A 24874-nucleotide genomic window follows, 5' to 3' on the forward strand; every position below is an offset into this window, starting at 1 on the left:
TCAGACACCGCTCCCAACCAAGAGTTTAGCTCTTCGCATCGGGGAGTCCCTGCAGTCGTAGTAGGTGGGGAGCTGAATGGACTCGGGGTTTGCCGCAGCCTCGCCCTGGGCGGAATGCCCGTTTGGGTGGTCGACCGCAAGCGATCGAACCCCGCGTTGTGGTCGCGCTACGCCCAGCCCGTCCTGGCAGACGCCCTGCATGGCCATAGCTTCGTGGTCTTCCTCCGCGATCTTCGGAGACGAATCGGCGAGCGGCCCTTCCTGGTCGTCACGGATGAGCTGGCACTTCTTACGATCTCGGAGTACCGCAAAGAGCTGGAGGGGCTTTACCACTTCCGCCTCCCAACTCACGATACAGTTATTATGCTGCACGACAAAGCCAGGTTCCACGAGAGCGCCGGTGAGCACGGCTGGCCAGTGCCGAACGGCGTGGTCGTGCGGGACCTCGCGGGCGTTCGCGAGATCGCGTCGCTCCGCCTGCCGATGATCCTGAAACCCGCCGACAAGCGCCATTTCCACGAGGGACATGCTCCTCGCCTGATCACCGCGGAGAGCTACGCTGACGCATTCTCGGCCGCCGAGAGGCTGCTGGCTCAGACCGGCGAGGTCTTGGTGCAGGAGACGATCGAGGGACCCGACGACAACATCTATTTCTGCCTGTTCTACCGGGGACGCAACGGCGAGACGCTCGGCATGTTCACCGGGCAAAAACTAGCCAGCACGCCGCCGGGCACCGGGAGCACGGCGTTCTGTACGGCCGCAGCAAACGAGGAGTTGGAACGCACCACGAAAAACCTTCTCGATCAGGTTAACTACTTCGGATTTGGCGGCGTCGAGTACAAGCGAGATACGAGGAGCGGACGCTTTCTGATAATAGAGCCGACGGTCGGGCGCACTGACTGGCAGGAGGAGTCGGCGACGCTCGTCGGCGTCAATATCCCGCTGATAGCCTATCGGCATGAACTCAACCTGCAACCATTGCCGGCCGGCCCGGTTGACGGCCGCGTGGTCTGGCAGGGCTCATGGATCGAGCGGATCCGCTTTGGCGCGAAGCCGATCCCGCCTCGCTCTGTAGTGGTGGATGGCTTCTGGCGCCGGGACGATCCGCTGCCGGCCCTAGTGCATTACCCGTGCGATGTGGCGCGCGCTGTGGCTTTTTATCTGCCTCCCTGGCTCGCAGGTCCGCGGCGGACAGTTGGCAAGGCGCATCGCTCGAGGTGGTTCTCGTCAAAGCCGTCGTCTTTTTGAAATCCGCCGTGAGAACAACAATGCGCATTTGCTTGAGTCTCGATCCGTCGCGTCCGATGCGCTGGCATCTGTGGCTGGCAGAGGCGCTTGCTGAAGTGCCAGGCAACGATATCTCCTGCGCCTTCGCGGCCGGCTGCCGCCCGATGCCGTTGATCTTCCGTCTGCTGCTCGAACTCGAACGACTACTCTATGGCTTTCGTGTCAACGGCGCCATCGACTTCGTCGAGGCGGCGCTGCGATGCCTGCCGCCGCCTCCGGTCGACCAAGTGGATGTCGTGATCGATTTGAGCGGTGCGGAATCGCTCCCGTCGGGACGGCGCGTGCTGACGCCGCTCTTCAACGGCATACCGGGCGAGATCGGAGTCATGGCGGCCTTGGCGAATGACCAGGACTCTCTTGTCGACCTGCACGACACGGCGCGCCCGTCGCAGCCGTGGATGGCGCGTCCGGCCAGTGTGGACCGTGAAGTGTTCGCAGCGAGTCTCGATAGCGTCCTCTCCTGCGCTGTGGCGCTGATCCTAAAAGCCTTGCGCGAGGAAACCAGTTCAGCTGCGTCCGTTGTCGCCGGCCCACGGACGGCCGTGCCTTCGCCCGGCGCGCTTTCGGCCATTGCATGGGAGACTGGCACGGTGGCGTCGAAGGCAATCAAGTTGTTGGACAGCTTGGCCAGAGGCGGCAGGACGTGGGGGATTGGCTGGCGCTTCGACCATGCGGCGAGTCTGCTCGACAAAGGCGGAGCGTCCTTCACGGTGCTCACCGGGGAAACCGGCAGCTACCTTGCCGACCCGTTCCCGTTCCGGCACCAGGGGCAGGATTTCATCTTCGTCGAACAGTACCTCTACTCAAAGAACCGGGGGTGCATTGCGGTCGTGAAAGTGGACCCGCGCGGGACCGCCGGCGAACCCCAGATCGTCGTGGAGGAGCCGCACCACCTCTCGTACCCGTTCGTGTTCGAGCAGGACGGGCAGGTCTGGATGATCCCCGAATCGGGGGCGGCCAGGAATGTCAGTCTCTACAGGGCAGTCGAATTCCCGTACCGGTGGACGCGGGAGGCCTGCCTGATCGACGGCATCGAGGGCTACGACACCACACCGCTTTACCATGAAGGCGGCTTCTGGTTTTTCGTCAGCCCCAGGCTGTGGAGGTCCACGTCCTGGGATGTCCTCAGTCTCTACCGTGCCGAGAGCTTGACCGGGTCCTGGACGCCTCATGCCGCAAACCCCGTCCTGATCGATGCCGCGCTCAGCCGCCCTGCAGGCGCTGTCATCCGACACGGCGGACGGACGCTGCGCCCGGTCCAAGACTGCGCGCGCGGCTATGGCGGTGCGGTGACGTTCTGCCGGATTGATGCCCTCGGTGAGTCGGAATTTCTCCAAACCCCCGTCGGTCGTATTCGATCCGGAGCGTTCGGTTGCCACACCTACAATCGGCGGTCCGGTCTGGAGGTGATCGACTTGTTCGGTCATATCCGTGGATTGCAAGAGGTCACGACCTCGTATCGATTGCTTATACCCGACGCGCCGGTCGCAGTACCGCGTAGGCAGCCCCTCTCTTGACCGGTCTGCGGGCAGCTGCTCGAGCGCAACATACGCCGCCCGCAAAGGGCAGGGTGCTCTCGACCCTTCTCGGGGACACAACAAACTCGGAAAATCACGGCTGAGCGACGGAGCGAGCTCATCTGCGCTCGCCGTCCGAACAATCGGCGCGCTCTGGTAAGCTATCGGCGTAGCCTGTCTTCTCGCCGACCGAATACATCAAATTCCTTTCGCCAAAGCGACTCCGATGCTCTAGAGGCGGCCGCCGGTCGATGCATGTCCGTGCTGGCGTCGAAGGGGCCTGAAGTCTAACGGGCTTGGCAAAGCTGCGAACACAGCTGCTGAAGACGATCGTTGCCTCCGCCGCAGATGGGCATGGTTCGAAATAACCTTATGGGATACCCCAAGAGAGTTACTCACCTATTGTTTTGTTACAACCATATATTGTTCTTCCATTTCGAGTATGCATCAGCAATGCTCGCGCGTCAAAGATTAGATCGCGCAAGCGTACTAAATATTCTTGATATTATCTCCATTTAGTATGATCGGGAGTCCGCACTATGGTTGGATCAAGCACATCCGTGGATGTGGCGGTCATTGGAGCTGGCCCCTACGGCTTGTCGCTGGCCGCGCATTTGCGTGGGAACGGTGTGGAGCACCGGATTTTCGGGGAGCTCATGGGGTCATGGAAGCACAACATGCCGCCCGGTATGCTGCTCAAATCCTATCCCTGGGCGTCGAGCCTGTCGGATCCGTGGTCCCAATTCGCACTGAAGACGTTCTGCGCCGAGCGGGCTCTGGACTATCATGACGAACTCATTCCGTTTTCGCTCAGCCGGTTTATTGAGTACGGCGAAACCTTTCAGAGGCGTTACGTCCCCTTAGTTGAGCGCAAGACCCTGATGGCGCTGGAGCCCGGCGCTGGCTGCTTTCGCGCCACTTTCGATGACGGCGAGATAGTCCATGCGCGCCGCGTAGTGGTCGCGGTCGGCCTACATCCGTTCAAACGGCTGCCGTACCAGGCGGCGCATCTGCCCGCTGACCTATGCTCGCATAGCGGTGAGTACGGCACTCTGGAGCCGCTGGACGGCAAGGAAATCATCGTGGTCGGATCCGGATCATCGGCGTCCGATCTGGCGGCGCTGCTCTACGAACGTGGGGTCTCGGTTTCACTCGTTGTGCGCCGACGGCAGCTGGATTTCGCCGGTCGCCCTCGCCCCCGAACCCTGTTCGAGCGCACCGTCGCCCCAATGAGCGGCATCGGCCCCGGCTGGACCTTGGCGACCTGCGCCAAATATCCGCAATTGATCCAGCTTCTGTCGAAGGATTTGCGAGTCTGGCTTGCCAACATCAGGACGCTCGGACCCATTGGCGGCGCCTTCATGAAGGACCGGGTTATCGGGAAATTGCCGGTGTGGGTCGGTCACACGCTTCAAAGCATCGAGACACGCGACGGCAAAGTGCTACTCGATGTGATGGACGCCAGTGGCGCGCGGCGTTCGATGCCGGCCGACCACGTCATCTTCGCGACCGGCTACAAGATCGATGTGGGGCGGCTAGGTTTCCTGAACCCAACGCTGTTGCGCCACATCCGCGTGGTTGAGGGCGCGCCGCAGTTGTCTGCTCATTACGAGACCTCGGTGCCCGGCCTGCATTTCATTGGTCCCGCCGCCGCGAACAGCTTCGGCCCAGTGTGTCGATTCGTATACGGGACCTACCACCCGGCCCATCATCTCGCCCGACACCTATCGGCAGTCTTGGCGCGCTGCCAGTCCGCCTCCTGGGTCCCATCGTACGACCTCAAAGCGCTGTCATGAACGCGCGTCTCGCCAGCATTCTCGCCCCTGCCGGTGCCGTGTCGCCGCCTGACCCAATTAATTTCGCGCTGCAGCGATCGCTGACTCTGCCCCGGGTCAGCTTCGTCGTCCCGACGCTCAATGAAGCCGAGAACCTCCCTTGGCTTCTGCCGCGCATCCCCAACTGGGCCCATGAGGTCATTATCGTGGATGGTCGTTCGACTGACGACACGGTCGCCGTCGCGCGCCGCCTGCGCGAGGACGTGAAGATTGTCATGGAACCGCGGCGGGGCAAGGGCGCTGCGCTGCAAGCGGGATTCCTGGCCGCCACAGGCGACATCATCGTCATGCTGGACGCTGACGGCTCGATGGTCCCGGAGGAGGCGATCGTCTTTGTCAGTGCGCTGATGGCCGGCGCGGATCTTGTGAAGGGTTCACGCTTCATCCAGGGCGCCGGCACCGACGACATGTCGCTGTTCCGGATGTTCGGCAACAGGGGGCTGACCCTGTTCGTGCGACTGCTCTACGGCGGTTGGTTCTCCGATCTATGCTACGGATACATAGCCTTCTGGACCAGGCACGTCGCCACGCTTGACTGCGATTGCGACGGGTTCGAGATCGAGACCCTCATCAACGTGCGGGCCTTGAAGAACCATCTCAATATCGTGGAGGTGGCGAGTTTCGAGGCTTCGCGCATCAGCGGTGTGAGCCATCTGCGCGCCATGCCGGACGGCTGGCGCGTCCTGAAAACCATCCTGCGCGAGAGGGTGCACCAACAGCGCAGGCGGAGCGCGACAGCCTGTGTTGTCGGTGGACAGACCTGATGCGAATTCTGATGGTTGCCGCTCGCTGCTATCCGCTCATAGGCGGCATCGAAACTCATATCCAGGAAGTCGGTCCCCGCTTGGTGGCGCGCGGCCACGTGGTCGACGTGCTCACCACCGATCCCTCGGGGGAGTTGCCGGTTGAGGAGGAGGTGCGCGGCATGCGCGTGCGGCGCGTGCCGGCTTGGCCGAGGGAGCTGGACCTCTATTTTGCGCCCGGCATTTATACCGCGATCCGGCGCGGGACTTGGGATCTGATCCATTTCCAAGGTTACAACACCTTCGTGGCGCCGATCGGACTGCTCGCGGCCGTGCGCGGGGACCTGCCGTTCATCCTGACCTTCCATAGCGGCGGGCATTCCTCCCGGCTGCGCAACACCATGCGCGGCACGCAGCACGCGCTGCTCCGGCCGCTGGTGGCCCAAGCCGCGCGGCTGATTGGCGTCTCCGAATTTGAAGCCAGCTTCTTCAGCAGGAGGATGGGCGTGCCGCCGGAACGGTTTGTCGTCATCCCGAACGGCGCCGCGATGCCGGCTGCGAGCCCCGGCATCAAGGTCGATCCGCACCTGATCGTCTCGGGCGGCAGGCTCGAGCGCTATAAGGGCCACCACCGGGTGATTGAGGCTTTGCCCGAACTGATCCGCAGGGTGCCAGACGCGCGGCTGCACGTCGTCGGTACAGGCCCCTATGAGGGAGAGTTGCGGCGCCTCGTCGCGACGCTCGGCCTTGAGAAGCGGGTCGCTATCGAAGCCATCCCCGGATCCGAGCGGCAGAAAATGGCAGACCTTCTGGCGGGGGCTGCGCTGTTCGTGCTGGTCAGCGACTACGAAGCCCATCCGATCGCCGTAATGGAAGCCCTGTCGCTGCGCCGTCCGGTCCTTGTTAGCGACACGGCCGGGCTGCGGGAGCTGGCCGCCAAGGGCCTGTGCAGGGCGATTCCGCCCAACGCCGGCCCGAAAGAACTGGCCGCTGCCATGGCCGATGAGCTGAAGGCCCATCGGGAGGTCCCGGATTTGGCGCTACCGGACTGGGATGCCTGCGCTCAAGCGCTGAGCGACGTTTATTGTGATGTTCTGAGCAGCCGATCCAGGGTCCGCTTGCCCCCCGGTGGCGTGATGTCTTGGCCTCCTGCTACAGAGGTATGAGCCTGATGGTGCCAGCTCATTTCACCGCGGGAGCTCGGATCAGCCCACTCCGGGCCGGGATACGGTTCGTCTCGGCCGTTATCGGCCCCGACCTTCGCGGCGGCAGCGTCGAGACCCCGCCGCAACGGGCCAACGTCGGATGGATCGCGGTTCTGTGCCTGACGATTGCCACGGCTCTGCTCCTGGTCGTGGCCGGGCACGCCGCCGGGCGTCGGGCCTATGACGTTGCGCCGCTTTTCTTCTGGTCCGGAGTCGTCCTCCTGGTCGTCCCTACCAGCCTGCGCATAGCTTGGCCGATGCTAGCCCGGGGTGAGCGCCTCTTCCTCCTGTTTCTGCTTGCCGAAGCCCTGTTCTATTACAAGGCGGTCTATTCCCCGACGAGCTTCATCAATCATGACGAGTTCTTGCACTGGATCGCAGCCGACGATCTTATGACGGCCCGCCGCCTATTTCTGTCCAACCCGCTTCTCCCGATCGGGCCAACGTATCCCGCCTTGGAAATCCTTTCGACGGCGATCGTCAATCTGACGGGATTGCCATTGTTTGTCGCGGGGACGCTATTGTTGATCGTCCTCAGGGGCACGTTCATCGGTGCTCTGTTTGTGTTCTTCGAAAGCATCACCGGATCGCCGCGGATCTCGGCCATAGCCTGTCTGGCCTATATGGGCTGCTCAACCTTCGTCCTGTTCGAGTCGATGTTCTCCTACGAGAGCCTCGGCATCGTGCTGTGCGTGCTGACCTTCGCCGTCGAGGCAGCGTCCAAGGATCTCGTTGGGCGACCGAGGCTGAAGGCGCTCGGGCTGATTGCCTTGCTGTTGGCGAGCCTCGCGGTCACGCACCACCTTTCGGCCGCTTTCACCGCCAGCTACTTCGGAGCACTGGCGGCCCTTGAGGCTTTGCGCCGACACGGCCCCTCGCGGATCAAGGCCAGGACCGCCGCAGGCGTCACCGCGCTGTTGGCTATAGCCCTGCCTCTCCTTTGGATACTGGCCCATGGCAATCCTCTCACAAGCTATCTCGGTCCTGTGGTCGAAACCGGCTTCAACACATTGCTCGGAAAGATCCTGGGCGCGCCTACTCCACGCTCGGAGCACCTCGGAGCGCCGACGCAACCCCTGAGCATGCACCTGACCACCTTGCTCGCGATCCTGCTGTTGGCGCTCGGGCTGGCGACGGGCTTCTTTCGGTCGCTGGCCATGGCAGCGCCGAGTGATGCGCGGACAGGTTGGCGTTCGATCCACGACGTTCTGAAGCGCCGCTGGCGCGACAGCCGCGTAACGCTCCTCACCTTTATTACCTTACTGTTTCCGGTCTCGCTGGCCTTCCGGTTGACCAACGCTGGATGGGAAATCGGCAACCGCCTGGGAACATTCGTGTTCATCGGCGTCGGGTTGGTCGTCGCGGTGAGTGTCGTCCAGTTCTGGGAGGGTCGCACGCCGCGCGAGTGGCGCAGCGTCGCACCGGCCGTTGCGCTGGCGGCCATCGTCCTGGGCGGCGTCACGAGCGCTACGCTCGACCCCTTGCGTGGACGCTACAGGGTGGCGGCCGACCAGCAATCGATCGAATCCATGGGGATCGAAACCGCTCTCTGGACCAAGGAATGGCTCAAGCCCGGCAATCGCTTCACCGCCGACCGCACCAATCGCCTGCTGCTCGCCGGCTACGGGCGGCAGGATGCCAGGGTCAACATCGTCCAAGGCGTCGATGCAGCGCGCATTTTCGAGGCCAAGGAATTGGTGCCTGACGATCTTTACGCCTTGGCGAGGGGCGACGTCGATTTCCTGCTGGTGGATCTGCGCCTGTCCACAGCCATCCCGGTGCTCGGCTTCTACTTCGAGCCGTGGCAAGCGCAGCAGGGAACGCCGCTCTCGGGCGCACAGCTGCTCAAGTTCAACAACATCAAGGGTATCACGCGCATCTACGACAACGGCTGGATCGTCATCTACGATGTGAGGGGATTACATGGGAATTCCTAGCAACCGGGACCTTGCGGCCGCCTGCCTGTGGGCAGGGGCCACGATGGCGGCCGTTGCGGTCAGCGACAGCTTGCTCCTCCGTACCTCCCTGGGCGCGCCGATGGTATTGCTCGTCTCGGGCCACGCGGTGCTGCGGGCTCTTGGCGTGAGAACCACCTCCGCGTCGGAACATCTCGTCTACGCGGTCGGAGCAAGCCTCGCTGCCGGCATCGCGGGGGGCTTTGCCCTGAATGCCGTAGGCTTCCTCACGCCGCTCGGCTGGGCGGTGTGGTTCGGGACCGTGACGGCCGCCGCGGCACTGGTGGCGGTCCGCTGCGACGCTCCCGATCGGCCAGCCTGGCCGGCTCCGCCGCGGCTCCGGCTCTGGCAGGGTGCCGCACTGATGCTGGCGGTGCTGGTGGCGACCGGAGCCTATGCGCTGGCCGTCCGGGACGAAGCGGCCTACCGGGAATTCAAATACACCGAGTTCTGGATGTTGCCATCGCCCAATGGCGAGCCCGACCTGCTCACCGTCGGCATCAGAAGCGCCGAGACCCGAGCTCAGCGATTCGACTTGGAAATCACCCTCGACGGGCAACCGTTCGCCATCTTCCAATCGCTCACCATCGCGCCGGGCGACACCTGGGCCCGGGAAATCTTGGTGCCCGTCTCGGCAACTCGCCAGACGGCGGAGGCGCGGCTCTATGGGCCGGAACACGACCGACTCTATCGCCGCGTTTCGACGCTGGTGCCGCCCATCTGAAACGAGGCTTGCCATGCGCATCCTGCTACTGTCGCAGTTCTATCCTCCGGTGATCGGGGGAGAGGAGCGGCACGTCCGCAACCTCGGCACGGCGTTGGCGCAGCGGGGCCATCATGTCAGCGTCGGGACCTTGATGCATCCCGGATCGCCCGCAACCGAGCTGGACGGCGCGGTCCGCGTGCACCGCTTGCGCGGCACGCTCCAGCGTCTGTCAGGCCTCCACACCGATCCCGAGCGCCGCCACGCACCACCTTTCCCGGATCCCGAACTGGTGCTAGCCCTGAAGCGGCTGGTCGCTCAGGAGAGGCCGGACATCGTCCACGCCCATAACTGGATCTACGCGTCCTTCCTGCCGGTCAAAGTTCTCAGTGGGGCACGCCTCGTGGTCACGCTGCACGACTACGGCCTTGTCTGCGCCAAGAAGAACTTCATGCACTTGGGGACCCATCTCTGCAGTGGCCCAGCACCGGCCAAGTGCTTACCTTGCGCCACCGGGCATTACGGAGCCGTAAAGGGAGCCGCGACAACGTTGAGCAACTGGGCGTCGAGCTTCGCCGCTCAGCGCCTGGTGGACCGCTTCATCGCGGTGAGCCACGCCGTGGCGCGTCACACCGGACTCACCCGAGGCCGCGCCCGCTACGAGGTCATCCCCAACTTCGTGCCCGACGACATCGGGGTGCTTGGCCCGGAAGATCCCTGGCTGCGGGAGGAGCTGCCTGTGGATGGGTTCATCCTGTTCGTCGGCGACATGATGCGCCTCAAGGGCATTGGCGTTCTCCTGCAAGCCTATGCCAGCCTGGAGCGGCCGCCGCAACTGGTCCTGATTGGGCGGCGGGCCCCCGATACGCCAACCGAGTTTCCGCCAAACGTTCACGTCTTCAGTACGTGGCCGCATTCCGCCATCATGCACGCATGGCGGCGCTCGCTGTTCGGCGTGCTGCCATCGCTGGGACCCGAAGCCTGCGCGACGGTCATCATGGAAGCGATGGCGTCCGGCAAGGCAGTCATCGCAACCGATGTCGGCGGCATGCCGGATATCGTCGATCATAGCGAAACAGGGCTTCTCGTGCCGCCCGGTGACGCGCATGCCCTGGCGCAGGCGATGCAAACACTTCTGGAAGACCGCGCCCTGCTGGCCCGCCTAGAGGCGACAGGCCTCGCCAGGGTGGGGCGCCTCAAAGCCGGAGTGATTGTGACCCGGATCGAGCAGGTCTACCGGGACGTCCTGCGCCCAGCCGCCGGCACGTCCGCGGTGCGGGCGCGCCAACTCTCGAAAGACCCATCATGCCGGTAGATCTCGCCGTGACCGCACTTAATGGCGTGCGCCGGGCGCTTCAAAAGAACGCCACACTCCTAACGAATTCCGGCGCTCTGGCAATCGGAACGATGGCAGCGGCCGGTCTTGGGTTAATCTATTGGTTGCTCGCCGCCCGGCTGTTTCCGCCGGAGGTGATAGGCAAGGCCTCTGCCCTCCTGTCCGTGATGGGGCTGGTCGGTCTGTTGGGGGAGGCCGGGCTCGGGACCCTGCTGATGGGCGAAATCGTTCTGCACCCGGGCAAGGAGCGCGGCCTCGTGGCCGCGGCAGCGTCCGTCGGGGTGGCGCTGGCGATTGGCTTCGCCTTGTTGTTTGTCTTCGGGGAGGCGTATCTCAACATCTCGGCCGGGCCGATCGACGGTTGGTTCGAGGGCGTTGCGTTCGTCGTCGGCTGCTGCCTGACCGTTCTCAGTGCGGTGGTCGATCAGGCGCTCGTGGGCAACTTGCGCAGCACCGGCAGGATGATCCGGCAAGTGCTGTTCTCCACGTTCAAGCTGATCCTGATCGCCGCCGCCGCAGCCGCTGGCTACGCCTCCAATGCCGCGATTCTTCTGACCTGGGTGGCCGGTATGCTGGCCTCCTGGATCGGCGTCGATCTCTTGACCCGGGGTGGCGCGCGTCACCTCGTTGGGCTCCCCGATTTCCCGCTGCTGCATACGCTCCGACGCAAGGTCTTCGACCACTACACGCTCGATGTGGCCGTGCAGACCTCGGCTCTCATCATGCCGTACCTTGTGCTAATTCTCCTGTCGCCGGCCATCAATGCCGCCTTCGTATCGTTGTGGATGCTGGTGTCCATGGCCTCGATCATTCCCGCAGCCATGGCTACGGCCCTGTTCCCCGTGGTTAGAGCAAGCCCGAAACAATCCAGGCACTACATCCTTTTGTCGCTAATGGCGTCATTGCTCTTCTCAGTGGTCTTCGCCGCCTTCATCTTAACCTATTCGCAGCAGATCCTTGCGGTCTTCAATCCGGCCTATCCTGAGATCGCTGGTCCGAGCCTGCGCTTTCTCGGCTTTAGCCTGCTGGGATTAACGCTCAAATTTCATGCCTGCACGCTGGCGCGGCTGAGCGATACGATGCGCAAGGCATCTCGCTGGTTCACGCTTGGGGGATTACTGGAACTGTGCTTCGTGGTCGCGGGGGCGAAGCTTGATGGGCTTCAAGGCCTGGTCATAGGCTGGACGCTTGCCGTCAGCGTCGAGGGTGCATGTGCGGCCCTGATTTTGGCCTTCGCGATGAAACTGGATACTGCCGCCGGCCCTATGCACCAAGGGCCGCCGGCGGTTGCGTCGCCATCTGAGACATGAGGAGACACCGGTTATGGCGCAAGGTTACCGACCGCAATTGGATGGCCTGCGGGCCATCGCGACAAGCGAGAATTCTTTATCGCGCGCGCGTACTGCGCCACGCTATCCCCATCCCGGCAGCTCGACCGCGATTGGAAGCAATCTTGCTTACAGGCTCGGCAAGTTGAAAGACCTCGGACTGCTGCAGGGAGTCTGGCTCGACTGCGGCTGTGCCGACGGCGGCTACACCGAGGCCCTGGTCGCCTGGGGTGCCCAGAAAGCCATTGGTGTCGATCCTGAACGATCGAGGATCGACGAGGCCATCGCTCGCAAGCTGGCGAATGATGAGAGGCTTAATCGGCGGCCAAATGCGATCGAATACCACTGCTGCACCGACGACTTCCCATTACCGGATGCCTCTGTCGATGCGACATTGTTGAATGAGGTTCTTGAGCACGTCGCCGACGAGGCGGCCACGCTGCGCGAAATTTGGCGGGTCCTGCGGCCCGGTGGTCATCTGGTCGTGATGAGTCCAAATCGCTGGTTTCCATTCGAGGGCCATGGGATGCGGTTTCTAGGCCGCAATTTCGGGTTCCCTATCCCACTGCTTCCTTGGCTACCGAGTTCGTGGTCGGCTCGCGTTATGGCGGCACGGAACTACTGGCCCCATGAATTGCGCAATATCGTGGCCGCGGCGGGTTTCGAGATACAGAAGGTCGACTATGTGCTGCCGGTATTCGAGCTTTATCAATGGCTGCCGGCTGGCGTGATATCGACCTATCGGCAGCTCATCCCACGGATCGAAAAAACGCCTTTGCGGAAATTCGGCGTTTCAACCCTGGTCGTAGCGACCCGCCCCGTCACTTGAGTGGCGACACCCAGCTTCGAAGACCGGCGCTCCACTCCGCCAGCCATGACGAATTGAATTCGAGTTGAAACGAACTGGAGAGCAGGATGGCTTCACGACATCTCCCGGCTGGGATGCTGCGTGCGCGACTGATCGCGGGGGCGAAGCTTGCCGGATTTCAAGGCCTTGGTCCTGGGCTGGACGCTCGCGTCAGCGTCGACGCTCCATGTGCGGCCCTAACGCGATGAAACTGGATTCTGCCGCCGGCCCTGTGCACGGAGGGCCGTCGGTTGTGTCGCCACCTGAGACTTAAGGAGACACCGGTCATGGCGCAAGGTTATCGACCGCAATTGGATGGCCTGCGAGCCATCGCGATCGGACTCGTCGGCGTCGAGCACTTCGGCGGGCCGTGGGTCAGAACGCACTTCCCCATCGGGGCGGGAGCGCTGGGCGTCCAACTGTTCTTCGTCCTGAGTGGCTTCCTAATCACGCGCAACTTGCTGTTCAGACTGGAGCAAGCCCCTGCGGGCGAAGTCATCCGCAGGTTCTACATCGGCCGCGCGGTACGGCTCATGCCAGCCTACTATCTGACCCTGCTGGTCCTGTTCGTGCTGGGCGTGCCCGAGGTTCACGACTTCATTCTCTGGCATCTCACCTACACGAGCAATTACCTCGCGGCTTCCGGCGGTCCCCTGCTGGTGTTCTGGTCCCTAGCCGTGGAGGAGCAGTTCTACCTGTTGCTGCCCATGCTGGTTCTGCTGTCCGGGCGCGATGCCGTGCGAGTGGCGGTATTCCTGATCGGCACCGGCTTCCTGTTGCGCACGTTGGTTCTGGCCACCCCGATCGATCGGTTTGCCTTCGAGCTCTCGATCTTCGGCAAATTCGAGATCCTAGGGTTTGGTGTGCTCATCGGCGCGTTATCCTATGCCGCGTCGAGGGAAGGACGCCGTCTCCGAGCCGGTCTGGACTGGTGGTGCGCCGGCTTGGCATGCCTCGCGTTCCAGTGCGTCGCCTCGTACGTCGCGGGCAACGGCATCCTGCGGCACCTCACTTTCAATCTGACGGTTGGGATCTTTTTCGCACGGCTGGTGGTGGACGCCGACGCGGAGCTGCCAGGCTTACTCGCGTGGTTCAGCAGCTTTAGGTTCGTGCGCTTCGTCGGCAAAATCTCTTATGGCATCTACCTGACGCACGTGTTTTTCCTGAAGATTTTTCAATCGAGCGCGGTCGTAGAGCGGTTCGGAACCATTCCCCTTTGGGCTCAAGGGCTGATCGCCATCGTGCTGAGTCTGTGCGTTCCGACCATCTCATGGTTCCTGATGGAGTCTCCGCTGCTCAGACTGAAGGAGCGGGTGCTGGAGGGACGCGACGCCGCTCGCCTTGAGTATGGCCAATCCGGCCGTCAGTCGCGTCGGCAGGGGCAGCCGGCTGGGATTGCCGTCAAAGCCCAGTCGGATGTCGGTCGGGAGCTGTGAACCGGCGTAATCTAATTTAGGTGTCCGATAGAGGGCGAAAACCAGCTAAGGCGACTCCAAGGCATCCTCTCGAACCGTGGCGGTCCTGAGCGTCGCGGTGCCGGCGACTTCGTGGTACCTGATGCTGTACGGAAGTCCCGCCCTGGTGGGCAAGTCCTGGAAGTCCCGGCGCCCACGTCCCGAGTCAGGCGCTATTATTTGGTGGCAACTGCCGTGATGCCCATCAGGATGCCGGCCAATTGAATGCGCCGCAACCGAGCCGGAAGCCGTTGCAGAGCCCGTTCGATGCCGTGCAGCAGCCGGTAGGGCGGCGTGGCGAGCCAATATCCGGCGACCACCAGCGGGAACTCGACTGGCCGAAAGCCGGCCTGGAGCATGAGGGCGCGCAGTGAGCGGTAGTCGTATTCCCGCATGTGCATGCCCGTCGCCACCTCGTCGAAAAAAACCGAGATATCGTGCGGCCCCGTAACTCCGCTCGGGGTCGTGCACACATAGTGCCCCCCGGGCCTGAGCACCCGGTGGATCTCCCGGAGCTGAGCCTCGGCGTCCTCCACGTGCAGATGCTCCATGACCTGGTCCGAATGCGCCAGATCGACGGAGTTGTCCGCGAGCGGGATCTCGACCCCGTCCGTCTTCAGGAAGCGGAAATTGGCCGGAGCGGCGGCGAAATCCACCAGGGCGTCCGTGACATCGAGGCCCAGCGCCTCACGAGTGATCCCGGACATCGCGAGGGGCAGCGAGGCGTCACCGCAGCCGATCTCCAGGTACACGTCGCCGCGCCCCATCAGAGGCTTGAGGACCCTGACCTGTTTCGCGATCCGGTCCGGGCGCGAGCCGACGGCGGCTTTTTGCGGATGGTCCAGCAGGCTGTTGAACAGTTCCGAATAGACTTCGGGATAGAGTCGAGAGCGCTCGTCGCGGCAAGCGGCCCGCAGCCGATCCGCGAGCCGGCGTTCGAGTTCGTAATGCGCGATCAGGCGCTCAGGTTGCCGTGTATCCTTCCAGCGCCGCTGGATCGCAACATAGTCAGGCTTCAACTTTGTCAACACGTGCTCCCATTCGATTTGGCCGCTTCTTGGGGCCGAGTCCGATGAGATCCTGGCAACCCGGCCGGCGAGGTCGACCCGGCAGCTGAGCGGCCCAGCGCAAGGGCCCTCCCGTGCAGAACAATCACCCTTGCTGTGGGCATCAAATCGGACCGATCCTCTACTCTCTCACCACGCGGGCAGGCTCGACGTCGTTGGGGTTGGACGCGGCCGGCAAGCTCTCGCCAGTAGGCGACGGGGGTGGGACCGGTGAACCGGCCGGCTCTCTTGGCTCGTTTTCGCCCTCGATGATGTTGACGAGGTCGCCTGGCTGCAACAGGGTCATCCCGCCGGACTCGATGCTGACCGGCCCGGCTGCCGATTGCCGCACGATTCGATAGGTCAAGCTGTTCGCGTCCTTCGCAAACTGGGCGCGGGTCACCGGCAACGCGTACAGGACGCCTTCGCTGACGTTCAACTCGCGCACATTGGCCGCGATCTGGCTCTGCGTGCTCTCGATCTCGATCTCCAGATCGTTCCTGAGGTCGGCTCGGGCTCGCAACACCTCAGACTCCAGCGAAGCGAGGCGCTGCTTGGCGCTTGCGTATTGGTTGAGGGCGTTCTGCCTACGCTGCTCCGCGTCGGACAACTCACTCTGGATCTGATCCATCACTGTTATGCTGAGAACTTTGCGGTCCACGAGCGTTCGCATGCTGTTGACACGCTGCTGGCGTAGCTTGACGAGTTCGTCGAGCGACCCCATGCGCCCATAAGCGACAACATCCTGCCTGGCCGCCTCCAGTGCACGCATGGTCGCGCGCTCGCGATCCTTGCGGGCCGTGGCGATGCCCTTGCGCCGGTCGCTCTGCTCGTCGACACGGTTCGCAGCTTCGGTCGCGCCGGCCAGCTCCAGCAACTGGCGCGGGATAGCGGGTGCCGTACCGTCGCGCTCGGCCTTCAGAACCGCCGCGCGCGCAAGCAAGTTCAACATGGCATCGATCGCCCCGCTCCGCTTCTGGGTCTCACGAACAGCTTCGATCTTCTGCCACGGCTCGCTCTCGGCCCGATCGAGTCCGCCGGCCAGTGCGATCGCGTGCAGGATCGTCATGCCGGTCGCGTACTTGAACGAGCCTGGATTCTTGACCGGCCCCAGCACGTAAACGGGCGGGCGCTCCAGCGGCAGGATATTGACCAGTCCCTTGCGGCCCAGCAGTTGATTGAAGGTTTCCACTAGGTCGGCCTGTACCTGTTGCGTCGACCTGAGGGCGACCGGAATGGAGCCCAGCAAGGGCACGGAAATCGTGCCGTCCTCTTGGACAATATATTCGCCGCTCAGTTCCGGACGCTGCAGGATGCCGCGCAATCCCGAGGATGCGGCCCCCCACTTGTCTTCCTCGACGTCGACGCGCTCGTAGAACGCGATCTTAAGGCGGTCGCCGACGCCGAACACGGCTCCGGTTGGCACGTCTGGCGCCTTACTCAGGGCTTTGGGGCGCTCGGCATTGGTGGCGACGGCAGGGTCGGTGCTCTGCTCGACCATTGCCGCGGCCGATGCATCCGGCCCCTTGCCGAGGGTTTGGGGGTGCCCGGCAATGGTGGGGACGGCAGGGGCGGCGCTCCGTTCGACGAACGTCGCGGCCGACGCATCCGGTCCCGGCACGATCGCGCGGGCGCGGGAGGATTCGGCCGTGGTTTGAACCGGTTGTTCTTGCCAGCTATCGATGGCAGCAGACACCTTCTGCATCACGGCCCCGGAGATGTCCTCGAGCTTCTGTACCACGGGTCCGGAAGCATCCTCTGCCTTCTGCATCACGGCTCCGGAGGCATCCCCAACCCTCTGCGCCAGGGTTCCGGAGGCATCCTCGACCTTTTGCACCAGGGCTCCGGAGGCGTACTCAACCTTCTGCACCAGGGTTCCGGAGGCATCCTCGACCTTTTGCACCAGGGCTCCGGAGGCATCCTCGACCTTATGCACCAGGGCTCCGGAGGCGTCCTCAACCTTCTGCACCAGGGCTCCGGAGGCATCCTCCACCTTCTGCACCAGGGCTCCGGAGGCATCCTCGACCTTCTGCACCAGGGCTCCGGAGGCATCCTCAACCTTCTGCACCAGGGCTCCGGAGGCGTCCTCAACCTTCTGCACCAGGGCTCCGGAGGCATCCTCGACCTTCTGCACCAGGGCTATGGAGGTGTCCTCAACCTTCTGCATCACGGCCCCGGAGGCGTTCTTGACCGGCTGTGCCGCCGCCCCAGAGGCATCCTCGACCTCCCGCACCACGGGTCCGGAGACATCGTTGACCTTCTGTGCCACGGCTCTGGAAAGAACTTCTATTGCTCCTACTGCTCCTGCCCCCCAGTTTTTGACCGCGGCCCCTCCCAGGGCGGCGAGCCCGGAGAGCCCGAAGACAAGCAGGACGACCTTCCATCCCCCGCGGTCGGCCGCCTTTGACGAGGGAGTGTATTTTGCATCCATGGCCATGGCGCGTGGCTTTCACTTTCAAGTGGCCAGCCCGTCCCGAACTGCCGAGCATCGGTCGACGAGGAAGGCTCTGCCTTATCGTGACCCTTCACCGCCAGCGGCACAACTATCCCTTTGTAGGCACTCCTTCCGGATAAACACCCCGCCGGCGAACTCGTCCAATGAGCAGATTGCTGTGCTGAAGGAGAACCTCTTTGATGGCAAACGCGACAAACGCGATCGAACGCAACGAAGAGCCGGAAATAGCGGTCCAACTTAGCGTCTCGAACCCCCTGCGGCCCCAACATGCGTTCGCAGAATGGCTGGGCCGTCTCCAACTTCGTCGTCCAGGCCTGGAGAACGAGCCGATCACGATCTCCGGCTCCTCGTCCCAAAGCCGATCATTCTGCTATGTCGATGACCTGATCGACGGCTTGACTCGCCTGATGAATGAAGAGGCGACCTCGACGAAGCCGCAATCTTGGCAACACTATCGAGGTAGCAATAGCAGAACTGGCCCGCCTTATCATTTCTCTCGCCGGATCTCACAAGGCTCGAATTCCAGCCCCTGCCAGAGGACTTCCCGGCAGCGCTGCCCCCGATATCGGCCGCCCCAGGGGCCGCGCCAGGCAACTCCTCTATTGCTCACCGCAGGTGCAAGGAGAGGCTCGGCAAACCACCGCCTATTTCGATGCCCGGAGGCATCCGTGCTGTTGTGCGCGCTGCGCCGCATCGCCTTGGCCGACACCCAGTTGCCACTGCCAGCTGTGGCACGTAGCTCCTCAAGCTGCTGAAGCTCGGGCGCTGCTCAGGATCAGCGCGCGCCGCGTCAAGATCGCCTTCTCCTCGGCCTGCGCCGTCATCCCAAAATGGCGGCTGGTCGCGGCGCGGCCCCTTCGCCCGCGGTTCTCCCGCCTGACACGCCGCGCCGCCCCGCGCCAGACCGGCGGCACCACCCACGCCCCACGGGAGACCAACCCCGGCAACTCTCGCGGCCCGCGCATCCGTCGCCTCGATGGTGCTGGCTGCCGCCCGGAGCGGCTGAAAGCCAGGGCTCGCATCCCTCACCAAGCCCTCAAGCTTGAGAATCCGGGGTAGCCCTCGACGAAGCTACCCTACGCCTAAAGAGGGTGTTCTTGTCTAGGGTTTTCCTCGCGTAAGGTAACATGGTCAAGAAAGAACTATGCGAGGAGCACCTTGCGAGACGCGCGTTACCTCAATCGCGTCAGGAGAGGCCACGATGACAACGAAATCCTTGATAATCCCAAAGTCTTTCACAACAGTGCTTGTCAGCCAAAGCGAGTTACTCCGAGAGGGCCTTGTTTTAATTCTGGATGCAGCAAAGTTTCGCATTATTTTCTCTGCGGCTTGTGTTCACGACCTTCTGCAGAAGCCGCTGCCCAAGCACCGGTCCATCTTGCTCATCATGGATGTCGACCGTATTGATGCAGATGCTGGATTTGCGCAAATTTCAGAATTTAAAGGGATTTATCCGACCAGCCATGTCGTTGCGCTAGCCGATCACTGTCGACCCAACGATATAGTTTCAGCCCTTCGCGCGGGGGCCGACGCGTATTTGACAAAAGTTGCCGCTCACGACACCTTCATCAAAGCTCTCGAATTGGTTATGCTGGGGCAGACGGTTCTACCTGCGGAAACTTCGACGTTTATTCAGGACATAAGACATGGTCTAAAATATGATGAATTAGCAGTACATGAGGTTACAAATGTGGCTCTTGCAATGGAGAACGCTGATCGAGAACCATCAATGCTGTCAGCTCGGGAAGATTGTATTATACGTTGCCTGATCGGAGGGGAGTCTAACAAGACAATCGCGCGCAAGATTAACATCGCCGAAGCGACGGTGAAGGTACACGTGAAGGCCATCCTTCGAAAGATTCGGGTCGGCAACCGTACCCAGGCTGCAGTTTGGGCGATGAACCATGGTATGCTCACTTCCGCTCCTGGCAAAGGCCCGTCAGGGACCGAAAACATGGCTACTCAGCCTTCTCACCATCCGCAAGAGCTACTTGAAGGACAAACCGAGTACCACCTTCTCAAGAACACTCATCCTGTGTGACCGCCTCCGGGTCTTGACGCGACGGATCGCAATGGGGCGCTGAGGTGGACCCTCCAACCGGACCTCAACCCGGCCTTTAGTGATTGCCGTCGCGGATTTCGCAGACAGATGACGGGTTCATAGCGACGTGGTGCCAACCCAGGCCAAGTTCGATGCCCATCAGGCCCCCGGGAGGTTCAAACAACTGACCTAGAACGTCTTCCGCGATCATCTGGTGCTCGAATGCCGCCCTGAAATGGGACGGCGACCTTTGGCACCCCAGTGCCTACGTGCCGCTCACGGCCGACGTGCTGGAACGCAAGATCGAGCTCCTCGACAAGCACTTCGGAACGCGGCGCTCCAAGGACGGTTCGACCGCCAGACACTCGCTGGGCTTGCGAGGTTGCGCTGGATGGAATGGCACCCGAGCATTTCGCCGAGGCTTTCACGCTCCGGAAGGCAAAATACTTAGCAGTTTGCGAACATTCTCTCGCAAAACTTACGGGGCGATCGTCGAAAAATGGAGTTGGCCTTGAACTCACCGTGCGATCTGCTTAACTAGTTATTCTACAGCGGTCCGGCAACAAGACATCTACAAGCACAGATAGGTACAGAACTAGCACAGATAGTACAGAACTAGCCAGGTGCAAGCCGATCGTTTCTACTATCCATTTTGAAGTTGAGGGATTCATCAAAGTGGGCAAGACAAAAATTGCTCCTGGATTTTCGTTCAAGAAAGCGCGGATCGGGACGGTCGAGGGCGGAGAGTCCGGGGTTTTGGTGTGGCATTGGGATCAACTGGTCGCGGTCCTTACTCAGATCGACGAGGAAGCCTACTCCACGAAGGGCAAATGGTTCCTCGAGACAGGCTTCGGGCTGCTGAGCGGGCAGCACAAGAATTTCGATACGATCGAAGAAGCCATAAGATGGGTGGCCAGACACACTTTCCCTGACAGTGCAGATGAATCGGCGGATTCAGCGGCAGAAAGTTAACCCGATTTGCGGTCAGCTTCCCGCCTGGCGGAAGTCGCGCATTCCCTTCTCAATCGGTCGTCCGCGAGGCAAGGTTCCTGTCGGCGGGAATCGTCTTGGCTTTGCGTGCCGCCCTGTGCAGGTCTCCGCGAAGCCTTTCGGCGGGACCTAGACCCGTTTGTCAGACGGCCGTCACCTTATGACAGCCGCCTCGTCGCGGGTGAAGCTGACGACCAGAGCGGCATGAGCACTCCACGCCTGAATGTCCTGCAGGAACACGGGACGGTATGTCTACGCCGGCTTGCCGTCGGGTCGAGCGCCGAGAGCTTCTGCGGCCGCATGCGGACCACTGTATCTGACACTGCGCCCTTGGAACAGCTTTCCATAGGACTGCGGAACAACATCATCGCGACGAAGCCGGGCGGTTCGGAGCTCCCCGCCAAATCCCCTACAGCATACTATCAGGAAGCTCGGGGCAACGAACCCCACTGGGGCGGGGGCCGCTGTATCTCGGGCGGCTCCCGGATGCCACTCACTGCAACGGAGATCCCCCGACTTTCACTAAGACCGCCCGCCGGGATTCACCCGAGGTCGCCGTCTTATTGCTTGGGATACGCTTCGGCAGGAGTTCCTTCCGCGAAGAGATCGTTGACTTTGTAGGCGACTTCCGTGCGGTTGGTCGCCTTCAGCTTCTTCATGATATTTCGGATGTGGACCTTCACAGTGCTTTCGCGCAGGTTCAGTTCGTAGGCGATGATCTTGTTCGCCTTTCCGCGCCGGAGCGCTTGGGCGACCTCGGCCTGCCTGAGCGTGAACATGCCTTTCAAAGGCTGCGTGTCGGGGCTATCCGAACCTATCAGGTGGCGCATGCAAAGGACACTGCTCGCAGGGACGAAGATGCCTCCCGCTGCCGCGAGGTTGATAGCCTCGACACAGACGTCGATTTCGACCGAGGTCGGAATGTAGCCGCGTGCGCCGCATTCGAGAGCGGTCAGTATGTGTGCAAGATCTTCAGTGTCGGCCAGGATAACCACAGGGACTGATTTGAATTCGGACGAAATATGCCTAATCTCGTCTGCGATGCCCTGATCGGTGATCTTTCGGCCGCCGAGGTTGAAGAGTATGGCTGCAAGAGGAGGTGCCGAGCCCTTCTTGACGCGCCATTCATCGATCGAACCCACGGCGGCGATCTCCATGCCGAGTTCGTGGTCCGCGAGAGCCGATGCGAGACACTCGCGGCCTAGAGCCCGTCCGTCCAGGATGAGGAGGCATCCTCTGCCTGCTTGGCCGTGGACACTTTCCGTTCCGCTGGACAGCACTCCTGACCGTTTGGCCGTGTGTTTACGCCGTCCTGCTGTGGAACCCATGTCACTCCCCAATCTTTTCGCACAGGCCGCGTTGCGGCTGCCAAAACACCCCTCATTCTTCGCAATCTGAAAGCTTGAATACGCTGCCCTGTGTTTGAATGCGCTTGTGATTGAACACCCAGCCCTTGTGAAAGCGTGAGCTCACCAGCAGTTTCAGCAGTTCTTCGCCCCTAGCCGAGAACAGCTTGTGCAGCCTATCGTCTATTTATAAGCGTTCTCTAACATAAGTTAATTTTTAGAAAATTTCGCCTCGACGGTCGCCTGAGGACATGTGTTGAGACCGCGTCACCCCCGCCTTGAAGCTCCGCGCGAGTTCGATCGTGACGCGCGGGTCCGGTCAGATTCAATCCCTTTGGCCATGTGCCAACCGTTGAAATGATTCCGACCGCTTAAGGAATGCCAAGAGGTGGGATAGCTCTGCGAGGTTGACTAACCGGGTAGGCGATGATGCCATTCTCAGGATGGGACCGCTCAGCCAAACCCCAAGCCCAGCAGCTATTCGAAGGGAGGATCGGTAGTTCCTCGCGATTGCGGACGAGAATTCCTGAAGGTGGATATTGGCATGACCAGGGCGCAGTTCGTGGCATCCGTGGCCAAGCGCTTTAGGTACGAGAACACCGGCTGTATCTGCCGCCGTTTATGGGCAGCTTACGCGCATTTCGGCAGCACCTTCTCCTCATGCGACAGGCCATGGTGCCGTCGGTCATGATAATCGGGCCTTTGCGGCTGCCCTCGTCAAGATAGACTGCGGCCAGGTAAGCCAACTGCCAGCCCGGACATCGTCTGGAACTGCCCGAGCGACGGCGCACTGTCGTCTTCCAGCAGAAATTTTGCTGATGGTCTATGCGCTGGCGCCCAGCACCGCGCCGCAGGGGGGGCGACGCGAAAACCCCGCTAGAGACGGTTGAACCCGAGCTGAGGGAATAACCTTTACCTGAGATACTCGCTGTCGAATCCGGCTGTTTTGACCAGCTTCTTGCGGTTGATCACCTCTACATAACCTGCCTTGAAAGCGACGAGATCGGCCTTGCGGAGTTCCCTTAACGTCCGATTGAGGTGAACGGTGGTCATTCCGAGGATGTCGGCCAATTCGTGCTGGGTAAGCGGACACTCATATCGTCCATGGGCCGACAGGCCAACGATCGAGAGCCTCTCCTCCAACTCGAGCAGGAAATGGGCGGTGCGGCTCATCGCGTTCCGCCGCCCGGCATTCATGAGATGTTCGGTAAGGATGGCGTTCAGGCGGGCCAGGGAGCAGGCGATAGTCTTGCCGAGCCGGCCTTCCGACAAGATGGCCTCTACCAGTTTCTTGCTGGAAATTTCATAAACAGCTAGTTCGGTTATGGACGCCAGGGACGCTAAACGAGGTCCGTCCACGGAACGGAAACCGACAATGTCCCCCCGCAGAGGAGTGTCGATGATCTGCCGTTCTCCGTCCAGTAGTCCGCGGTAAAGGAGGGCCCAACCCGATTTTACGATGAATATCCCATCGTTATTGTCATCCTGGCGGCATATCACGGAATGGGGTTTGTAAATTCTTGCGGTAACACCGAGAAAATCGTTGTTACCCCAATCGTCCTTCGAGAATGTCCCCCCTACGGGATGCGAGTGTATGAACTGCAACAGTGTTTGCATGTTGCTTCAATTTCCGCACAACCTACAATAATTACTCCCGTACGAGTTCGACAGAAGGACCACCTACGGTAGAGGCAGGATGGCCTACTGTCCTCGTCTGTTTGAATGAAGTAGATTGACGGTCGGAAAAGCGCGGTCGCGCCAGTTGTCGCACCTCACTAGCAGGCTGTTGAAGAAGTCTGACGTATTGCCTTGAGGATGGCCTCGTCGCCGTTGTGGTAGGCGAATGTGATCTCGATCGAGCCGTCGTCGAGCAATGCGGCATAGCCATCGCCTGTGACTTCATCCATCTCGTCACACCCGGCCCATGTGAAGTGAACTATCGAGGGGCTGTAGCTCAGTTCGAGACCGGCTTGCAGGGCGCCAAAGGCGATCTCGCCGTTGTTGTCGGGTCCGATGGCGATGGTTGCGGGTCCACCGAGGTTCAGGTAACCGCGATCCCACAGATCGGCTTCGATGATCCGCCAGCGGCCGATCAGTTGGCAGCCTGCGGGCGCGGTCATTTCGACGCCGCCAAGAGCTTGGGCAGCCGCACCAGATTGTAGGCGGCGGCCGCGAAGGTGAAGGCCCACCCAACGCGGTCGCGGCCGCGCAATTTGGTCTTCTCCTGCCCAGCGACGGTTTTGATCCAGCCGAACGCCTCTTCGATGCGCTTTCTGATGCGCTGGCTGACGGCATAGCCACCGTGGCGCGTGGTGCGGCGATCGATCGCCGAACGACGGCCGTTCGTGTTCTGCGCTACGTGGGGTGTCACCTTCATCGAGCGCAACTCGTTGACGAAGTCCTCTGCGTCATAGGCCTTGTCGGCGCCGAGCGTGATCGCCCGCGGCCGGTCGGCACGAGGTTCGATCATGTGCAGGGCCGCTACCCGCTCGGCATGTCCGTCGGCCAGCGTCAGACCGGCTTCCACCAGCAGGCCGTGCTGGTTCTCCATCAACCCATGTCCCATGAAGCACAACCTGGCCTCCTTGCCCCGCCCTTTGCGGTAGAGCCTGGCGTCGGGGTCGGTAGTCGAGGTATGCGTCTCGTTCGATCGCCTCTCGCCGTGGAAGTCCGCTTCCGCATTGCGTCCGCCGCCGTCTGTCGGCGGTTCGCCATGACCGCCGCTTGGGCCGCCCTTTGGCTTGACGCTCTTCATCGAAGCCCAGGCCTCGATCAGCGTGCCGTCG

Annotated in this window: 20 protein-coding genes; 14 read left to right on the forward strand and 6 right to left on the reverse strand. The window is 61.9% G+C overall.

From position 1 onward, the window contains the following. Positions 1-126: 126 nt before the first annotated feature. The 11 genes from NKH99_RS29070 (at position 127) to NKH99_RS29120 (ending at position 14192) form a co-directional block, all read left to right on the forward strand. Entirely contained in the window at positions 127-1248 is a 1122-nt protein-coding gene (locus NKH99_RS29070) for a carboxylate--amine ligase (protein WP_353017182.1), read from the forward strand. Between the two features lie 56 nt (positions 1249-1304). Beyond that, on the forward strand, positions 1305-2804 hold the full coding sequence (locus tag NKH99_RS29075) for a glucosamine inositolphosphorylceramide transferase family protein (protein WP_353017184.1): 1500 nt from the start codon (positions 1305-1307) through the stop codon (positions 2802-2804). 539 nt (positions 2805-3343) lie between these two features. Beyond that, positions 3344-4600, forward strand: coding sequence for an NAD(P)-binding domain-containing protein (locus NKH99_RS29080; protein ID WP_353017187.1), 1257 nt, complete (start codon positions 3344-3346; stop codon positions 4598-4600). Next, positions 4597-5403 (forward strand): glycosyltransferase family 2 protein, encoded by an 807-nt coding sequence (locus NKH99_RS29085; protein ID WP_352933699.1) that lies wholly within the window; start codon positions 4597-4599, stop codon positions 5401-5403. Before NKH99_RS29080 ends, NKH99_RS29085 begins: the two co-directional genes overlap by 4 nt. Beyond that, a complete protein-coding gene (locus NKH99_RS29090; protein ID WP_353017191.1) occupies positions 5403-6548 on the forward strand; it encodes a glycosyltransferase family 4 protein in 1146 nt (381 codons plus the stop codon). Before NKH99_RS29085 ends, NKH99_RS29090 begins: the two co-directional genes overlap by 1 nt. Next, positions 6545-8524, forward strand: a complete 1980-nt coding sequence (locus NKH99_RS29095) for a hypothetical protein (protein ID WP_353017194.1) — start codon at positions 6545-6547, stop codon at positions 8522-8524. The genes NKH99_RS29090 and NKH99_RS29095 overlap by 4 nt, the downstream gene beginning before the upstream one ends. 43 nt (positions 8525-8567) lie before the next feature. Further along, positions 8568-9266, forward strand: coding sequence for a hypothetical protein (locus NKH99_RS29100; RefSeq protein ID WP_353017197.1), 699 nt, complete (start codon positions 8568-8570; stop codon positions 9264-9266). A 13-nt stretch (positions 9267-9279) separates the two neighbouring features. After that, positions 9280-10560, forward strand: a complete 1281-nt coding sequence (locus NKH99_RS29105; RefSeq protein ID WP_353017200.1) for a glycosyltransferase family 4 protein — start codon at positions 9280-9282, stop codon at positions 10558-10560. Continuing rightward, positions 10551-11891, forward strand: coding sequence for a lipopolysaccharide biosynthesis protein (locus NKH99_RS29110; RefSeq protein WP_353017202.1), 1341 nt, complete (start codon positions 10551-10553; stop codon positions 11889-11891). Before NKH99_RS29105 ends, NKH99_RS29110 begins: the two co-directional genes overlap by 10 nt. Before the next feature lie 13 nt (positions 11892-11904). Further along, on the forward strand, positions 11905-12738 hold the full coding sequence (locus tag NKH99_RS29115; protein ID WP_353017205.1) for a class I SAM-dependent methyltransferase: 834 nt from the start codon (positions 11905-11907) through the stop codon (positions 12736-12738). 305 nt (positions 12739-13043) lie between these two features. Further along, positions 13044-14192, forward strand: coding sequence for an acyltransferase family protein (locus tag NKH99_RS29120; RefSeq protein ID WP_352933680.1), 1149 nt, complete (start codon positions 13044-13046; stop codon positions 14190-14192). A gap of 194 nt (positions 14193-14386) precedes the next feature. Here NKH99_RS29120 and NKH99_RS29125 read toward each other — a convergent pair whose 3' ends face one another. Further along, positions 14387-15238 (reverse strand): methyltransferase domain-containing protein, encoded by an 852-nt coding sequence (locus tag NKH99_RS29125; RefSeq protein WP_353017208.1) that lies wholly within the window; start codon positions 15236-15238, stop codon positions 14387-14389. Positions 15239-15398: 160 nt separating this feature from the next. After that, positions 15399-17693 (reverse strand): polysaccharide biosynthesis/export family protein, encoded by a 2295-nt coding sequence (locus NKH99_RS29130; protein WP_353017211.1) that lies wholly within the window; start codon positions 17691-17693, stop codon positions 15399-15401. 197 nt (positions 17694-17890) lie between these two features. On the opposite strand from NKH99_RS29130, the gene NKH99_RS29135 reads away from it, so the two are divergent. The 3 genes from NKH99_RS29135 (at position 17891) to NKH99_RS29150 (ending at position 20724) form a co-directional block, all read left to right on the forward strand. Continuing rightward, positions 17891-18466, forward strand: coding sequence for an NAD-dependent epimerase/dehydratase family protein (locus NKH99_RS29135; RefSeq protein WP_353017214.1), 576 nt, complete (start codon positions 17891-17893; stop codon positions 18464-18466). Between the two features lie 446 nt (positions 18467-18912). Beyond that, positions 18913-19752: a LuxR C-terminal-related transcriptional regulator gene (locus NKH99_RS29140; protein ID WP_353017217.1), complete on the forward strand. Its 840-nt coding sequence runs from the start codon at positions 18913-18915 to the stop codon at positions 19750-19752. 675 nt (positions 19753-20427) lie between these two features. After that, positions 20428-20724 carry a hypothetical protein gene (locus NKH99_RS29150; RefSeq protein WP_353017220.1) on the forward strand — a complete coding sequence of 99 codons (297 nt, stop codon included), beginning with the start codon at positions 20428-20430 and terminating at the stop codon, positions 20722-20724. Positions 20725-21302: 578 nt separating this feature from the next. Here NKH99_RS29150 and NKH99_RS29155 read toward each other — a convergent pair. From NKH99_RS29155 to NKH99_RS29170, 4 genes are all read right to left on the reverse strand, one after another. After that, positions 21303-22070 carry a response regulator transcription factor gene (locus tag NKH99_RS29155; protein ID WP_352933663.1) on the reverse strand — a complete coding sequence of 256 codons (768 nt, stop codon included), beginning with the start codon at positions 22068-22070 and terminating at the stop codon, positions 21303-21305. Between the two features lie 930 nt (positions 22071-23000). Continuing rightward, positions 23001-23705 carry a Crp/Fnr family transcriptional regulator gene (locus tag NKH99_RS29160; protein ID WP_352933660.1) on the reverse strand — a complete coding sequence of 235 codons (705 nt, stop codon included), beginning with the start codon at positions 23703-23705 and terminating at the stop codon, positions 23001-23003. Between the two features lie 158 nt (positions 23706-23863). Next, positions 23864-24208 carry a hypothetical protein gene (locus tag NKH99_RS29165; RefSeq protein WP_353017223.1) on the reverse strand — a complete coding sequence of 115 codons (345 nt, stop codon included), beginning with the start codon at positions 24206-24208 and terminating at the stop codon, positions 23864-23866. Beyond that, a partial coding sequence (locus tag NKH99_RS29170; protein WP_353017225.1) for an IS5 family transposase occupies positions 24205-24874 on the reverse strand: 670 nt, incomplete at its 5' end. The genes NKH99_RS29165 and NKH99_RS29170, both read right to left, overlap by 4 nt.

The sequence above is a fragment of the Mesorhizobium sp. M0854 genome (assembly GCF_040319815.1).
GTDB lineage: Bacteria > Pseudomonadota > Alphaproteobacteria > Rhizobiales > Rhizobiaceae > Mesorhizobium.

Coding starts and splice junctions, on each gene's coding strand:
- NKH99_RS29095 (WP_353017194.1), top strand. CDS start 6,545: ATGAGCCTGATGGTGCCAGCTCATTTCACCGCGGGAGCTCGGATCAGC.
- NKH99_RS29165 (WP_353017223.1), bottom strand. CDS start 24,208: ATGACCGCGCCCGCAGGCTGCCAACTGATCGGCCGCTGGCGGATCATC.
- NKH99_RS29130 (WP_353017211.1), bottom strand. CDS start 17,693: ATGGCCATGGATGCAAAATACACTCCCTCGTCAAAGGCGGCCGACCGC.
- NKH99_RS29120 (WP_352933680.1), top strand. CDS start 13,044: ATGGCGCAAGGTTATCGACCGCAATTGGATGGCCTGCGAGCCATCGCG.
- NKH99_RS29160 (WP_352933660.1), bottom strand. CDS start 23,705: ATGCAAACACTGTTGCAGTTCATACACTCGCATCCCGTAGGGGGGACA.
- NKH99_RS29115 (WP_353017205.1), top strand. CDS start 11,905: ATGGCGCAAGGTTACCGACCGCAATTGGATGGCCTGCGGGCCATCGCG.
- NKH99_RS29135 (WP_353017214.1), top strand. CDS start 17,891: ATGGCAAACGCGACAAACGCGATCGAACGCAACGAAGAGCCGGAAATA.
- NKH99_RS29105 (WP_353017200.1), top strand. CDS start 9,280: ATGCGCATCCTGCTACTGTCGCAGTTCTATCCTCCGGTGATCGGGGGA.
- NKH99_RS29100 (WP_353017197.1), top strand. CDS start 8,568: ATGGCGGCCGTTGCGGTCAGCGACAGCTTGCTCCTCCGTACCTCCCTG.
- NKH99_RS29090 (WP_353017191.1), top strand. CDS start 5,403: ATGCGAATTCTGATGGTTGCCGCTCGCTGCTATCCGCTCATAGGCGGC.
- NKH99_RS29140 (WP_353017217.1), top strand. CDS start 18,913: ATGACAACGAAATCCTTGATAATCCCAAAGTCTTTCACAACAGTGCTT.
- NKH99_RS29155 (WP_352933663.1), bottom strand. CDS start 22,070: ATGGGTTCCACAGCAGGACGGCGTAAACACACGGCCAAACGGTCAGGA.
- NKH99_RS29075 (WP_353017184.1), top strand. CDS start 1,305: ATGCGCTGGCATCTGTGGCTGGCAGAGGCGCTTGCTGAAGTGCCAGGC.
- NKH99_RS29085 (WP_352933699.1), top strand. CDS start 4,597: ATGAACGCGCGTCTCGCCAGCATTCTCGCCCCTGCCGGTGCCGTGTCG.
- NKH99_RS29110 (WP_353017202.1), top strand. CDS start 10,551: ATGCCGGTAGATCTCGCCGTGACCGCACTTAATGGCGTGCGCCGGGCG.
- NKH99_RS29080 (WP_353017187.1), top strand. CDS start 3,344: ATGGTTGGATCAAGCACATCCGTGGATGTGGCGGTCATTGGAGCTGGC.